At 69.0% G+C, this 14,363-nt stretch carries 16 protein-coding genes; 14 read left to right on the top strand and 2 right to left on the bottom strand.

Annotated elements, in window-relative coordinates; genetic code table 11:
* Positions 1 to 50 precede the first annotated feature (50 nt).
* The 13 genes from EDF51_RS17905 to EDF51_RS20195 all read left to right on the top strand — a co-directional run bounded on the left by EDF51_RS17905 (position 51) and on the right by EDF51_RS20195 (position 11,831).
* A complete protein-coding gene (locus EDF51_RS17905) occupies positions 51 to 1,163 on the top strand; it encodes a phage portal protein (protein ID WP_134195884.1) in 1,113 nt (370 codons plus the stop codon).
* A 2-nt stretch (positions 1,164 to 1,165) separates the two neighbouring features.
* A complete protein-coding gene (locus tag EDF51_RS17900) occupies positions 1,166 to 2,812 on the top strand; it encodes a hypothetical protein (protein WP_134195882.1) in 1,647 nt (548 codons plus the stop codon).
* A gap of 76 nt (positions 2,813 to 2,888) precedes the next feature.
* Positions 2,889 to 3,467: a hypothetical protein gene (locus tag EDF51_RS17895; protein WP_134195880.1), complete on the top strand. Its 579-nt coding sequence runs from the start codon at positions 2,889 to 2,891 to the stop codon at positions 3,465 to 3,467.
* Entirely contained in the window at positions 3,467 to 3,868 is a 402-nt protein-coding gene (locus EDF51_RS17890) for a hypothetical protein (protein ID WP_134195879.1), read from the top strand. The genes EDF51_RS17895 and EDF51_RS17890 overlap by 1 nt, the downstream gene beginning before the upstream one ends.
* Positions 3,869 to 3,870: 2 nt before the next feature.
* Positions 3,871 to 4,281, top strand: coding sequence for a hypothetical protein (locus tag EDF51_RS17885; protein ID WP_134195877.1), 411 nt, complete (start codon positions 3,871 to 3,873; stop codon positions 4,279 to 4,281).
* A 3-nt stretch (positions 4,282 to 4,284) separates the two neighbouring features.
* Positions 4,285 to 4,803 carry a hypothetical protein gene (locus tag EDF51_RS17880; RefSeq protein WP_134195875.1) on the top strand — a complete coding sequence of 173 codons (519 nt, stop codon included), beginning with the start codon at positions 4,285 to 4,287 and terminating at the stop codon, positions 4,801 to 4,803.
* Between the two features lie 2 nt (positions 4,804 to 4,805).
* Positions 4,806 to 6,581 (top strand): hypothetical protein, encoded by a 1,776-nt coding sequence (locus EDF51_RS17875; protein ID WP_134195873.1) that lies wholly within the window; start codon positions 4,806 to 4,808, stop codon positions 6,579 to 6,581.
* Positions 6,581 to 8,035, top strand: a complete 1,455-nt coding sequence (locus tag EDF51_RS17870; protein WP_134195871.1) for a hypothetical protein — start codon at positions 6,581 to 6,583, stop codon at positions 8,033 to 8,035. Before EDF51_RS17875 ends, EDF51_RS17870 begins: the two co-directional genes overlap by 1 nt.
* A gap of 1 nt (position 8,036) precedes the next feature.
* Positions 8,037 to 9,767: a hypothetical protein gene (locus EDF51_RS17865; RefSeq protein WP_134195869.1), complete on the top strand. Its 1,731-nt coding sequence runs from the start codon at positions 8,037 to 8,039 to the stop codon at positions 9,765 to 9,767.
* Between the two features lie 9 nt (positions 9,768 to 9,776).
* Positions 9,777 to 10,403, top strand: a complete 627-nt coding sequence (locus EDF51_RS17860; RefSeq protein ID WP_134195867.1) for a hypothetical protein — start codon at positions 9,777 to 9,779, stop codon at positions 10,401 to 10,403.
* Positions 10,400 to 10,777 carry a hypothetical protein gene (locus tag EDF51_RS17855; protein WP_134195865.1) on the top strand — a complete coding sequence of 126 codons (378 nt, stop codon included), beginning with the start codon at positions 10,400 to 10,402 and terminating at the stop codon, positions 10,775 to 10,777. Before EDF51_RS17860 ends, EDF51_RS17855 begins: the two co-directional genes overlap by 4 nt.
* Positions 10,774 to 11,448, top strand: coding sequence for a hypothetical protein (locus EDF51_RS17850; protein WP_134195863.1), 675 nt, complete (start codon positions 10,774 to 10,776; stop codon positions 11,446 to 11,448). Before EDF51_RS17855 ends, EDF51_RS17850 begins: the two co-directional genes overlap by 4 nt.
* Entirely contained in the window at positions 11,448 to 11,831 is a 384-nt protein-coding gene (locus tag EDF51_RS20195) for a hypothetical protein (RefSeq protein ID WP_208321866.1), read from the top strand. The genes EDF51_RS17850 and EDF51_RS20195 overlap by 1 nt, the downstream gene beginning before the upstream one ends.
* On the opposite strand, the gene EDF51_RS17840 is transcribed toward EDF51_RS20195, so the two are convergent.
* Together EDF51_RS17840 and EDF51_RS17835 are read right to left on the bottom strand one after the other, a co-directional pair.
* A complete protein-coding gene (locus EDF51_RS17840) occupies positions 11,828 to 12,073 on the bottom strand; it encodes a hypothetical protein (protein ID WP_134195861.1) in 246 nt (81 codons plus the stop codon). The two genes, EDF51_RS20195 and EDF51_RS17840, sit on opposite strands and share 4 nt — an antisense overlap.
* Positions 12,074 to 12,092: 19 nt before the next feature.
* Positions 12,093 to 12,887: a tyrosine-type recombinase/integrase gene (locus EDF51_RS17835; RefSeq protein ID WP_166673585.1), complete on the bottom strand. Its 795-nt coding sequence runs from the start codon at positions 12,885 to 12,887 to the stop codon at positions 12,093 to 12,095.
* A gap of 210 nt (positions 12,888 to 13,097) precedes the next feature.
* On the opposite strand from EDF51_RS17835, the gene EDF51_RS17830 reads away from it, so the two are divergent.
* The gene (locus tag EDF51_RS17830) at positions 13,098 to 14,249 is read left to right on the top strand and encodes an SLC13 family permease (protein WP_134195857.1); all 1,152 of its coding nucleotides are present in this window, start codon (positions 13,098 to 13,100) and stop codon (positions 14,247 to 14,249) included.
* The last annotated feature ends 114 nt before the right edge of the window (positions 14,250 to 14,363 follow it).

The following is a 14,363-nucleotide window of genomic DNA, read 5'->3' as shown; positions in this document are numbered from 1 at the left end:
AACGCGCGTTCTCAATGTAGGAATCCCACAAGCTGTGTTAACCTCCGCTTGTGGGATTCCTCGACCGTCTGGGCCTCGGGCGCAAGCGCAGCAGCGCACTGCTCGACATGGCGCCGACCGGCATCCTGTCCCAGTGGGCTGGCCCCTCAGACCTCGGCTCCATCGTCATCTCCGACGCGCTCGGCGTAGAGCTCGCAAACCTGCCGCTCGACCGCGGCACGGCCATGACCGTGCCGGCAGTGGCCAAGGGCATGCACCTGCTCATGTCCTCCATCGCCCGCTACCCGCTGCGCGCCCTGACCGACCAGACCGAGATGGTGCCAGTCCAACGCGACGGCCAGCAGGTGTTGGTGGAGCGGGCCGTACCGGTCGCCGATCAGCCGTCGTGGCTGTACCGCACCAACGGTCAGGTGTCGCCCTACGCGCGCATGGTCGCGACCGTCGCTGACTGCGTGTTCGATGGCGTGTCGCTGTGGCTCACCACACGAGGCGCCGCCGACCAAATCCTCGAAGCCGAGTGGTGCCCGCCAAACCTCTGGAGCCTCGGCCAGGACGGCAAGTTCTACATCGAGGGCCGCAAGGAGCCGTTGCAGGACTCCGAAATGATCCTCTTCGACGTGCCGATGTGGGATGGGCTGCTCTCGGTCGGTGCCGGCAACCTCCGCGGCGCGAAGGACGTGGAGAAGTCCTGGCAGGGCCGCGCCCGCAACCCCATCCCCGTCATCGTGCTGAAGGTCGATGACGGCACCGACTACACCCAGGAAGAAATCGATGAGTACGTGGAGGCGTGGGCGACGGCCCGCAACTCCGAGAACGGCGCGGTTGGCTTCCTCCCGCCCGGCATCTCCATGGAGGTGCACGGCGAGGTGAGCCCGGACCTGATGTTGCAGGGACGCAACGCAGTGAAGACCGACGTGGCCAACTACCTCAACGTGCCGACGACGCTGCTCGACGGCTCCCTCGCGGAAGCGGCCCTGACGTACACGACGCAGGACGGCAACCGGAACACGTTCTACGACCTCTCGCTCCCGCGCTGGACCGACGCCATCGCCCACCGCCTCTCGCAGGACGACTGCGTTCCCCGCGGCCAGCGCGTCCGCTTTGACTTCTACGAGCAGTACGCCACCACGCCCTCACCCACCGGACCCACGGAGTTGGACTGACCATGACCGTTGCACAGATCGAGGCGGGCACGCTCACCGCCAACCGCCAGGACCGCACCGTGAGCGGCCTGCTCCTGAAGTTCGGGGAGGTGGGCCGGACGAACCTCGGCCGCTTCAAGGTCGGCAAGGGCGTGTTCCGTCTGCCGGCCGACGTGCCGAGCTTCCTCCACCTCGTGGACACCCATGCCCGCCCGGTGAAGCCGGTCGGCACGGCCCTGTTCGCGCAGGAGACCGAGGAAGGCATCATCGCTGGCTGGCGCATCAACGACGGCCCCGAGGGCGACGCGCTGCTCGCAGCGTGGGACAGCGGCGACCAGAACGTCCCGCGGAAGCTCTCCATCGAGGTGGACGACGTGAAGCTCCGCGGCGGCCAGGCTGTCCAGGGCGTCGTGCACGGCGCCGCGCTCGTCAAGGCCGGCGCGTTCCCGTCGTCGTCCCTCATGGCCGAGGACACGCCCGACGTGGAGCCCGTCCAGCCCGACGACGGCGACGCCGAGACCGCCGTCGAGACGAAGACCAACCCGGACGGTTCCCAGACCGTCACCATCACGTCCACGAAGAACGAGACCGCCGCCGATGGCACGGTCACCGTCCTGAAGACCGTCACCACCCAGACCATCGAGAAGCCGGCCGAAGAGCCGGACCCCAACGAACAGGAGCCCAACGTGCCCGCTGCCACCCCTCCGAGCACGCTCAACGCGGCTCGCAAGCCGAAGGAAGCCTCGGCGCAGACCGTCTTCGCCGCCATCCAGGCCGCCTTCGACGGCCGCGCGTCCGGCGACCAGAACACGCTGCTCGCCGCGCTGTCCGACATCAAGACCGCCGGCACCGGCGCCCTGCCCGCCGAGGGCGTCGTCCAGCCGGCATGGCTCGGCGAGGTGTGGGAGAACCGCGCCTACGAGCGCAAGTTCTGGTCGATGGTGAAGAACGGCACCCTCACCAACCAGGACGAGAAGGGCTGGAAGCTCGACCAGGGCACCGCGCTGGTGCAGCCCTACGCCGGCAACAAGGCCAACGTGCCGACCGGCACCGGCTCCACCTCGCTCGTCGGTTCCGTGTTCCAGCGCTGGGCCGTCGCGGTGGACATCGCCCGCGAGTTCTACGACATCCCCGGCAACCGGGAGGTGATCGAGGCGTTCGTGAAGGGCATCTTCAACAGCTACGCCAAGGTCACCGACGAGTGGGCGCTGGGCCAGTTCATCGCCGCCGCCGGCGCTCAGATCGACGCCGACACCTACCCGACGCAGTACAACCGCTCCATCGGCAAGGTCCTCCAGGTCCTCGACATCATCAACGACTCCGACGTGGACGCCACGAGCATCGTCGTGGCGCAGGACGTGTTCAAGGAGCTGATGTACACGCCGAAGGACCTGATCCCGGAGTACATCTCCCTGTCGTTCGGCACGAAGGGTGAGGGCACCGGGGACGGCGTGTTCATCGTCCGCGACAAGTTCAAGAAGCTCGGCACCGGCCAGGTCCTCGGCGTCGCCAAAGAGGCCGCGCACCTCAACGAGCTCGGCGGGTCGCCGCTGACCGTGGACGCGCTCGACATCGCCCGCGGCGGCATGGACAAGGGCACCCACGGCTACACCCAGTACATGACCGAGTACGACGACGGTCTCGTGCTCCTGGGCGACAAGGCCGCGTAAGACCCGCGCGGCGGTCCGTGCCCCCACCCGGGCCGCCGCGCGGCACCACCACCCGCACACCAGGAAGGAGGCGACCGTGCCCGCATTCATCGCCGGCGACACACCGGTCGCTGACTTCGACTACGACATCCCCGCCGCGGCCGACGTGGATGGCGCCACCGTCACCATCTCCGTCGCCGACCAGACGCTCCCCGCTTCGATCACGAACGCCGTCGAGGGGACGTGGTTCTCGCTCGCGCTGCCGGCGCCGGGCAGCTACCCGGTCTACATCGTCGCGAAGCTCGGCGGCCGCACGCAGCGCACCCTCGTGGACTACCTCGTCGTCGTGGCGCCGGACGACCCCTGGTACAACGTCATCACCGCCCGGCTCGACTGGGACGGCGCCCCGGAATCGGACGGCACCCTCGCGGACCTGCTCGACAGCGCCCGTGACCAGGTGCTCGCCTATGCGCCCAACCTGCCCGCCGGCTCCGCTGTCCCGACCCGGTACAAGCGCGGCCAGCTCATGCAGGCCCGCAACACCTACAACGCCGCACTGAGCGCCGGCGAGCAGCAGGTGGACACCGGCGGCGGCGTGTTCGTCACCATCCGCCCGCTCGACTGGGGCGTCAAGCAAGTCCTGCGGCCGAAGCGCGGCGTCAAGGGCCTCGGCTGATGGCCCGCAAAAAGCCCGACGCGGGTATCCGATCCACCCTCGTGAACGGCCTGCGGCCGCTCCTGCCCCGCGGGTGGAAGCTGCACCCGTACCGGACCGTGCCCGACGACATCAACCAGACCACGGTGTGGGTGAAGCTCGACACCATCGACAAGCTGCCCGAAGCGCCACAGTCCGGCGCCAACCTCGTCACGTTCGTGGTCACCGTCGCCAGCACGAAGGTCCTGTTGCAGGAGGCCGACGCGGACCTCGATGACCGGGTGATCGAGCTCATGCACGCACTCGACGCGCTGCCGCTCGTGCGCCGCGCGTCCGCCCGGCAGGTCGCCGCCACCGACGTGCACCTCGGCTTCGACATCTCCGTCGAAGTGCTCACCTACCCCATCCCCGACAAGGAGTGACCATGACCCAGATCGGTGCACAGCCGTTCACCATGACGGACGTGAAGCTGAAGATCGACCAGGACAACTACGAGAAGCACGTCTCGCAGTGCGAGTTCCAGCCCCAGGGCGGACTCGTGTCCTGGAAGGGCCTGACGCCCGACTCGACCTTCACCGCCGCGCAGACGCCCACGTGGCAGCTCGTCCTCGCCCTCGCGCAGGACTGGAAGACGCCCAACAGCCTCTCCCGGTACCTCTTCGACCACCAGGGCGAGCAGGTGGACGCATCGTTCACCCCGCTGGACGGCGGCCCCGCCATCGAGGCCACCATCATCATCACCGCCGGCAACATCGGCGGATCGGTCGATGCCGTCGCCTCGTCCAGCGTCACCCTCGGCGTCGTCGGCAAGCCGGTCATCGCCGCGGTGGGCTGATCGGTGGCGGGCAGCGGCCGGATTTCGGTGTTCGCATCGGAAGATCTTCGGACGCTGCTCGCCGCCGTCAAGGCCGTCCCGCGGGAAATGCGGAAGAACATTCGCACCTACACCAAGCGCGACGCCCAACCCATCTGGCAGCAGGAAGTCCAGGGCCGGGTGATGTCCCGCCTTGATGACCGGGTGCTCGGGAAGACATCCCGGGTGGCCGTGTCGGACCAGAACGTGATGTTGCAGTCCGCCCGCATCGGCAAGGCCCTGTCTGGCGGCGCGAAGCCCGCCATGCTCGCCGGCGGCGTCGAGTTCGGAGCCGACCGCAACGCCGAGACCACCTACGACACCACCAGCCGGAAGGGCCGCCGGTACCGGGTCACGCGGCACACGAAACGCCAGCTCCCGTCCCGCAACACCAACGGCCGCATCGTCTACGCCTCGTCGCGTGACAGCATCCCGCGGCTTGCGAGCCTCTGGGTCCAGACCGCGGCCCGCACCCTGTACGACGCCCTCGAAGGAAGGAAGTAGCCATGGCAGGTGGATTCTCCATCGGCGTCGCCATGGATGCCCGCGCCTACGAGAAGGGCATCCGGTCCGGCATCATCGAGCCGACCGAGGACGCGCAGGACAAGCTCGAAGAGCTCGGCAAGGCAGGGGAGCGCGCCGGCGACGGCCTCGACCGCGGGCTCCGCGACGGCGGCGACCAGCTCGACAAGCTCGGGAAGGCCGGCAAGGACGCTGGCGACGACATCGAGGACGGCGCCAAGCACGGCGGCCGCGAGCTCGACAAGCTCGGCCGCGCCGGCAAGGAAGCCGGCGACGACCTCGAAGCGGGCCTGCGCGGCGCCCAGAAGCAGACCGGCAAGACCGCCGACGAGTACAAGGCCATGACGGCCAAGATCGAGGCCGACATGGCCCGGATCAAGGCCGAAGGCAAGGGCACCTTCCAGGAGGCCGGCGGCGCCACGGGCGAGTTCAAGGAAGAGGCCTTGGCCAACTTCTCCGAAGTCACCTCGTCCTTCACTGGCGACATGCAGTCCGTGACCGACCTGGCGCAGGGCACCTTCGGTGGGCTCGCGTCCCTCGGTGGCCCCGCGTCACTCGTCTTCGGTGGCATCGCGGTCGCGGTCGGTCTCGTCGGGTCCGCACTCGCGTCGTCCGGGGAAGAGTCCGACGAGTTCAAGGAGAAGATCGCAGACCTCGCGCAGACGCGGCTCGGCGACCTCTTCGGCCAGTACGAGGACAGCGGGGATGCGCTCGCGCGGGGGCTGCGGAAGTGGGCCACCGACTCGGAGTCCTTCGGTGGGTCGCTGCTCGACCTCCAGAAGAACGCCACGAAGGCCGGCCTGGGTGTCGGTGACCTCACGGAGGCCATCGGGTCACAGTCGGTGTCGAAGATGCGGCGCCTTCGGACCGAGGTTGAGGACCAGATCGAGACCCTGAACCGGCAGGCGGCCGCCTTGTCGGACGGCACGGCCAAGGGGCGTATCGCCGCGAAGGGGGCGCAGGAGCAGGCGGAGGCGGCTCGCGCGGTCAAGAAGCAACTGGACCAGAATCTCGAAGTCAACGACACGTACGAGAAGAGCCTGCGCGCGGTCGCCAAGGCGCAGGGTCAGACGGTCGAGCAGTATCAGGCGCAGCTCGAAGCGACGAAGGAGTACGACGAGGCCACGCAGGCCCTTGCCGACACCATGACCTCCACCCTTGCGGAGGCCGCCGAGTCCACCTCGGAAGCGCTCGACAACAGCGCACTGAACGCGGACAAGTACATCTCCGGGCTCCAGCAGCGAACCGAGGCGGCGCAGCAGTACGAGGCCAACGTGCAGGCCATCGGCGAGCGCCTGCCGGCCGACCTCTTCAATTTCGTCCGCGAGCAGGGTCCGGATTTCTCCGAGGAAATCGCGACGTACCTGTCCGCGAACGACGCGCAGCGTGCCCGCATTCAGGCCGGGTGGAAGATCGCCGCGCAGGTCGAGGGCGACACGTCCGACCTCGACGCGAAGACCACCGCAAAGGGCAAGGAGCGGACGAAGGGGCCGACCTCCGAGGTGCAGGGCGACACGTCCGACGTGGACAAGAAGGTCGCGCAGAAGGGCAAGGAGAAGGCGGACGGGCCGACCTCCAAGCTCCAGGCGGACACGTCCGACGTAGACGACGCCATTCGCAAGCTGAAGGGCAAGCGGGTGGACGGCCCGACCATCGTCTACCAGGTGGACACGTCCGCCATCGATGACGCAAACCGCCGCATCGCCACCACGCCCGTCACTCAGACCGTCAACCAGCGCATCGGAAAGGCGGTCGCCTGATGCCCTCCACGATCAGCTCCGACACCATCAGCCACGAGTACACCTACGCCTGGCTCGGCACCGCTGGCAAGTCCGCCTCGACCCTCACCCGCGACAGCATCGAGGTGCGCCGCAACTGTGACACCAACCCCGGCTTCGAGGTAGACGCCTCCGGCTGGTCCGCGTCCGGTGCCACCACGACCACCTATGCGTGGACGGGCACGGCGAACCAGTCGCCGTCAACCGCGTCGGTCAACGGGGCTGTCAAGCGCACGAACTACGCGCACATGGGGAACCTCCGCGCCTACAACAACACGAAGATCAACGCCGACACCGGAGGCTGGCACTCCGCAACGTTTGTCAACGGCACAATCAGCGACCCGATCCGCTGGGACCTCAACACCTACGCGATTGCGACTAACTCGGCCATTGCGGCATCGGTTGTGGTCTTCAACCCGAACGCCTTCCCGGTGACGGTCGTTCTTGACGTTGGCGACGGCTCTCCCGTGACGACCGTGGTCCAGTCGGGCAGCAGCGCAACGGTCAAGACCTGGTATAACCCGAACGCTGACGGTACCTTCCAGTTCGTTGATCTTGCTTCGACCACCGGCAACGCAACGGTGTACTTCAACCAGGCCATCATCGAGGCAAATGTCCAGGCCACCGGCGCATTTTTCGATGGCAGCACGCAATCCACCTCGCAGGGAATGGACGTGGTTCGCTCCGTCGCGGTGTCGCACTCCGGTCTCGCGTCGCTCCAGGTCCGGTGGCAGTCGCCGAGCCGGCAGGGCGGTTTCGCGGCGCACACGGTGCTCGGCCTGGTGGACGACACGGATTACATGGTGTCGATGTGGGTGTCGATTCCGAAGCGGCTGTCTAAGGCGGTCCTGTTGTCCGTGACCGACTCCGCCACTCAGGGGCCGAACGCGGTCACGTTGCAGGAGGCCACGGTCGGGTGGCAGCGCATCGTGTTCCCCTACCGGACGCCGGTCGGCTCGACCGGCCTGTCGATCTGGCTGTACGATCCCAACTCGTACACCGGCAGCTACCTCGCGCAGAGCGTCTACATCGATGACGTGCTCGTGGAGACTGGCAGTGCCGAGTTGCCCTACTTCGACGGCTCCACGCCCAGCTATGTCGAGTTCGAGAGCACGCTGCCGCTCGTGGTCAACGGGTGGGAAGAGGCCGCGACCGGCGGCAACCTCGTCAACCCGGTAGTCGGCGGCGGCTTCGATGTCACCTTGCAGGCGGCGTCGCTGCGCCAGGGGGCATTCGAGCTCGTCTACGAAGACGAGACCGACGCCGCCGAGGCGTTCGCGATGCACTGCCGGCCGTCCACGTTCACCATCAGCGACACCGACCGCGCATCCGCCGCGATGACCTACGTCATCCCGCAGGGCGGCCGCATCAGCCGCGCCCTGGACGACCAGACCCGCGAGTACTGGATCGTGCGCGTCGAGTACCAGGAGGTGTGACGTGGCAATCCTTGCCGCGCAGACCTTCACCCTCACCGCTGGCGGCACCCGCCTGTCGGTGCTGGACGACCGCATGACGGTGCGCATGGACGAAGGCAACAGCCCGTGGCTGACCGCCGAGGCAACCATCCGCCGTCCCGCCGATGCGGTCATGGCGCTGCTCGAACCGGACCGCCGAACCGCCATCACCCTCACCCTCGCCGCGCCGGCGTCGCTGGCCATGACCTTCACCGTGCAGGGCCGCGAGTTCACGCCCGACTCGGACACCGTGGCGCTGACGCTCGTGTCCGACGAGTACCCGCTGCTCACCTACGCGCCCTCCACGGTCGTGGACCTGCGCGCCAAGACCTACCAGGCGTCCGCCCGTGCCATCGCCGCGCGGGTTGTCACCCTCGCGTTGGGGAAGGCCACCGCCGTGGCGCTGGCTGCCGGCACTGCGGACAAGAGCTTCACCACGTACTCCGCGGTCGAGGACCTGTTCCCGGACCCGAACGTGACCACCATCGCCAACTGGGCGGCCGCGTCCCTCCCGACCGGCCGCGCAGCACTGAGCCAGGACACGTCCCTCGGCAAGAACGCCGCCCGGGCGCAGTCCACCGGCGGGTCCGGCGTCTCGTACGTGCAGGTCGTCAACTCCGTGGTCGTGCCCGCAACGGCCGGGCAGCAGTACACCGGCAGCGTGCTGCCGCAGTCCACCAGCACCGGCAACGACGCCACTGGTTCGCTCATCATCGCTTTCCGCAACGCTGCCGGCTCGAACATTCAGACCTACTCCAAGTCGCTCGGCGTGCTCCCCACCCTGTTCACCAACTCGGCCCGCGTCGGCATCACCGCGGTGGCGCCCGCCGGCACCGCCAGCGTGCACCTGTACCTCCGCGCCGCTTCGACCGCGAACCTCTACACCGTCTCCGGCGCCGAGTGGATGATCGTGGAAGGCGACGGTCTCGACACGGACGGCACGTCATGGATCACCTGGTTTCAGGGTGACACCGTGCCCGGCTCCACCGGCTACACCTACGGGTGGACGGGCGCCGCGAACGCCTCGACCTCGACCCGCACGCCCGTCACCGACCGCGACCCGGAGTCGCTGCGCTGGCTCCAGACAGACCGCGCCGATGACTTCCTTCGGCCCATCCTCGAAGCGGTCGGGCTGCGCCTGTTCCAGAACGAACGCGGCGCGTTCATCCTCGCCGACAACGGCTACAAGCTCGCCGGCCAGGTCGTCATGCAGCAGGGCTCCACCCTGTACGGCGCCGTCGAATCGTCCTCGGTCCTCGATGACGGCGACGACGGCTTCCCGCTCAACGCGGACGCCGTGATCGTCACCTACGCCTGGACCGATGCCTTCGGGGTGGCCAGGACCGCCACTGACTTCGCGAAGGCCGCCACCACCTACAGCCGCCCCTACCTGCTCGAAAAGCGCGACACGCCTTACCCAGGCCCCGGGCAGGCCAAGTTCCTCCTTGCCCGGCTCTTGGCGCGGAAGCGACAGATCGACACCACCGGCCGGCCCGACTGGACCGCCCGACCCGGCATGTCCGCGGTCGTGTCGCTCCCGCACCGGCCCACCGCGACCGGCTACGTGCAGGCCCTCGTCTTCGACCTCGCCGCGGCGACCATGACCGTCACCACGAAGGGCCTCGTCACCACCCCGCCCGGCTCCATCGGGAACGCACCCATCACCCAGACCATCGGCAGCGTGTCCGGAAACATCGCTGCCTACACCAACTAGGAGGCCCACGTGGCTGTAGGAGACGCCGCCGGCGCGGCCGGCCTGAAGGTCTACGACGACTCGCTACTCGTCGCCGACATCGACACCATGGCCAACCAGCGCGGCGACGACATCGCCAAGGTGATGACCCGCACCGGCGTGGTCGAGAAGGCCATCCTTCAGACGCCCAAGTTCAGCGTGTCCCGCTCGTCCGCCGGCTTCACCCTGAACCACACCGAGGCCCGCATCTTCACCGGCACCGCGTGGGCCACGCCCTCGAAGCGTGTCGGCGGATTCGCGTGGGCCGGCGGCGTCCTCACCGTGCCGCGCGCCGGCATGTACATGGTCCAGGCCACCATGAAGCTCAACGCCGAGGACTACTACGCGCAGTACGTCATGGTCACCCGCAACAGCGAGGACCCGGAGAACGCCAACGCGGCCATCTGCCGCGGCGTCGTCTACCCCGGCGCGCGCGGCTTCAACAACGACGCCAACGTGGCCCCATCCGTCACCGCGTCCCGCCTCTGCGTGTCCCTGAACGCGAACGACAAACTGCGCGTGGTCGGCTACCAGCGCAACTACGGCGGCGACTCGCAGACGCTCGACACCGGCGCCACCGCCCTGACGTTCGAAGTCCTGTGGGTGGACGAGCAGTGATCCTCGCCGGCGCGCCCAACCCCGCCGAAGTGTCCAACGACCACTTCGCGGTCATCGTCGGCGGCATCGTCGCCGTGCTCGTCGCGCTCTGCACCTTGGCCGGCATCGTCATCCCGCTGCTCATCCGGGCGCGCAACGAGGCGGCCGCCGCCAACGAGCAGGTTTCGAACAACCACGTCAAGCCGGACGGCACTCCGATCAACCTCCGCGAAGAGCAGGACGAGCGCCACGGCGAGAACGCCTCGGTGCTCGGCGAGATTCGCACCGACGTGAAGTCGATCATTCAGACCCTCGCCGTGCACGGCTTCCGCCTCGACCGCCACCACGACCAAATCGAAGACATCGAACGCACCCTGGACCGGAGGCCCGAATGACCCTCACTCGCACCACGCCCGCCCTCGCCGGCGCCTACGCCACCAGCCTCGCAGGTCGCTCCCGCGACGAGCTCCCCGTTCCGTGGACCGCGGACCCGGGTATCGATGACTGCGCCCGGTTCTGCTCCCACGTCATCTGGGGCGGCAAGCCCGGACCCATCTCGTGGGTGGACAACTTCAAGTCCGCCGGCGACGGCAGCTACGCCGCCGGCGCCGGCGACCTCCAGCCGTGGGACGTGATCCTCTTCGACTGGGAGGGCAACGGCGTCGGCAACCACGTCGAGTTCATGGTCGCCGACCTCGGCAACGGCTACGTCCGCACCTTCGGCGCCAACGGCTCCGACACCCGCGCGGCCGCGTACCGGCTGCGCCCCAAGTCCTACATCCTCGGCCGCTTCCGACCCGCCTGGGTCACCGCGGCCACGCCCCTCAACCACGTCACCCCAACCGCACCCAGGAGGTTCCGCATGTTCACCATCGTTCCCGTCACCAGCAACCCGAAGGAACCCGCGAAGGCGGCGTACGTCTGCGGGATGCGCGGCAAGCGCGCGCCGATCAAGAGCCCGTACCACCGCGAACTGCTCACCCGGTATCGCGACAACGGCGGCGCGGACACCATGCTGACCGCCGAGATGGACATCGTGGCCGGCTACCTGAAGCGGGTCAACTGATGGGCGCGCACGAGAAGATCACGGATCCCATCTGGTTCCCGTGGCAGCGTGTCATCCGCACCGCGCTCCAGGTCATCGCGGCCGCCGGGGTGTTCCTCGGCGCCGTCGCGGCCGTAGCTCCGCAGATCATCCGCGAGCTCGTGGACGTGCTGCCCGGCCCGTTCGTCGTCTGGGCCACCGGTGCCATCGCGTTCCTGGCGGCCGTTGCCGCCGGCATCGCGCGCGTCATGGCGCTTCCCATCGTCAACGCGTGGATGACGGCCCTGGGGGCCGGCAGTGTCCCGGCCAGCGGCTATGCCTCCGGTACCGAGCCGGACGACGAGCGGACCACCGCCGGCTACCCCGACGAGCTGAAGACCGAACCGGAAGACGCGCTGGGCTAGCGCCCGCTCGGCCGGATGCCGTAGACGCTGCGCAGGTCGCGTTCCTCTTGGAGCTCCTGCGCCGTCCGCGGCGTCCGGCCTTCGGCGTCCGCTGCGTCCTGCTCGTCCAACCAGTCCTTCAGCACGCCGGCGTTCTCCGTGATCCGGTTCACGTGCTGATTCCACGTGATCGCCAACCCGCCCTTCGGGGTGTGGCTGACGGCGGACGCGGCGGCAATCAGGGCGGCCTGACGGTTGTTCATGTCGCGCAGCGTAGCGCCCCTATGCCGCCATCCGCGAGGCTTCCGACGCACGCCGCATGTCGTCACGCTCGATGTGCACGTAGATGGCCGTGGTGGTGGGGGAGGCGTGGCCAAGGAATTCCTGGGTGAGGCGCAGGTCATGGCCGCTGTTCCGGTACACGGTCGTCCCGGCGCGGTGGCGCAGGGCGTGGGTGTTGTAGCCGGTCAGGCGGTTGACGCGGCGCCAGACAGTGTTGGCTGTCAGGGGCCGGCCGGCGTGGACGGTGCTCGGGAAGTAGAAGCCGTGGCGCATCGTCGTCGCCTCAATGTTGTCCAGGAGCTCGCGGCACTCGGGGCTGAGGTGGATCGGTCGAAGCTTCCGCCCCTTGCCGAGCACGTCGAGCCATTCGCCGTCCCGGTCGGTCCGGCGCAGGCCGGCAATCTCCGAGCAGCGCAGGCCGCCCTCGGCGCCCAGGAGCAGGATGGCCCGGTCTTCGACGGTGGCCTCGGCGAGCGCGGACGCAATGGTGCTGTCGTCTGCGATGCGCGCGCGGGTGCGTTCCTCGCGAGGTGGGTAGATCGGCGCGGACGGGTCGTCGGCGCGGTGGCCGGCGCGCACGAGCCACCGGAAGAGCGAGTGCAGCGATGCGACGACCACGTGCAGTGTCCCGGTGGACCAGTCGGTGTGCGCTTCGAGGTAACCGTGCAGGTCGTCGGTGGTGGCGGTCAGCGGGTCGGTGCCGAAGTCCAGCAGTCGGCGCGCCCAATACAGGCGCATCTCGATGGTCCGCTCGCCGAGGCGCTGGCGGGTCATGTCGAGTTCGTAGGCGTTCATGGTGAAGCTCCCCTGTCGATGGTTCGTCAGGGACGTTACGGTCGCGCTGTGCGGCTGCACAGGTCCGTCTACTGGGACTCGCGGTCGCCTGGGACTCATGCCGTTGCGGCGGCGCGGAAAGCGCCGAGGGAGACCACCGGTGCAAGCTTTCGGTCAGTACATTGGAGCGCCGCCGGACACCCTGCCCGGCGCACTCGTGGAGGAGCGCCCGTGCGTCAGGCCGTCATCGGAGCAGTGCTGCTCGTCATCGGCGCGGTGTGCGTCGCGCTCGGCCTGCTGCCGCTCGACGACCTCGGGGTCCTGGCCGAGCGGGTCCTGCCCGTCCTCGGGTTCGTCCTCGGGCTGACGATCGTCGCCGAGCTCGCCGCGGACGCCGGGGTGTTCGACCGGCTCGCCGACGTCGCGGCACGTGTCGGCGGCGGACGCACCATCGGGCTCTGGGGCGCCGTCGTCGTCCTCGCCGTGCTCTGCACCGTCTTCCTGTCGATCGACACGACCGCGGTGCTGCTCACCCCGATCGTGATCTCTCTGGCGCGCCGGGTCGGGCTGCCGCCGATGCCGTTCGCGCTCACCACCGTCTGGCTCGCGAACACCGCGTCCCTGCTGCTGCCGGTGTCGAACCTGACGAACCTGCTCGCCGTCGACCGGATGGGCCTCGGCGGCCCGCTGCCCTTCGCCGGGCTGATGGCGTGGCCGGCCGTCGCCGGGGTCGTCGTGCCGTGCGCCGTCCTGCTCATGGTGTTCCGCGGCAAGCTCTTCGGGCGCTACACGCCGGTGTCTGTGCGCCGTCCGTCCGACCCGGTGTCGTTCTGGGCGGCGTCCGGCGTGCTCGTCGCGCTCGTCGTGGCGCTGACCGCCGGCGTGACGGTCTGGATCGCGGCCGTGGCCGGTGCCCTCGTGCTCGTCGTCGTCGCGGCGTTCCGGTCGCCCGCCGAGCTCCGGCCGTCGCGGCTGCCGTGGTCGACGCTGCTGTTCGCCGCCGGGCTCTTCGTCGTGGTCGAGACCCTGCACAGCACCGGGCTCACCGACCCGATCGTGCGGGCGCTCGGCGACGGCACCGGAGCGGGGCCGCTCCTGCTGCTCGGCGCCGGGGGAGCGGTGGCGGCGAACGCGATCGACAACCTGCCCGCGTACCTGGTGCTCGAGCCTGCCGCCGGTCACGAGGCCGTGCGGTACGCGGCGCTCCTCATCGGCGTGAACGCCGGGTGCCTGGTGACGCCGTGGGCATCGCTCGCCACCCTGCTGTGGCACGCACGGCTGTCGGCCGAGGGCGTGCACCTGTCCTGGGGCAAGTACATGCTGCTCGGGTGCATCGCGGCTCCGCTCACCGTGGCCGCCGGGGTGCTCGCGCTGGCGCTCTGACGCGGGGCCGCTGGGGTGCTCGCGCTCTGACGCGCGGTCGCACCGTGCGTGCTCGGTCGTTCGGTGCGGTGCCAGCTGCCTGGTGCGAGTTTGTGGCAGGGCGCGGTGCGGTCA

Origin of the sequence: Curtobacterium sp. PhB25 (assembly GCF_004365375.1) — a bacterium.
Lineage (GTDB): Bacteria > Actinomycetota > Actinomycetes > Actinomycetales > Microbacteriaceae > Curtobacterium.
The sequence above is the reverse complement of the archived record's forward strand: the minus strand, read 5'-3'. Positions and strand labels throughout refer to the sequence as shown.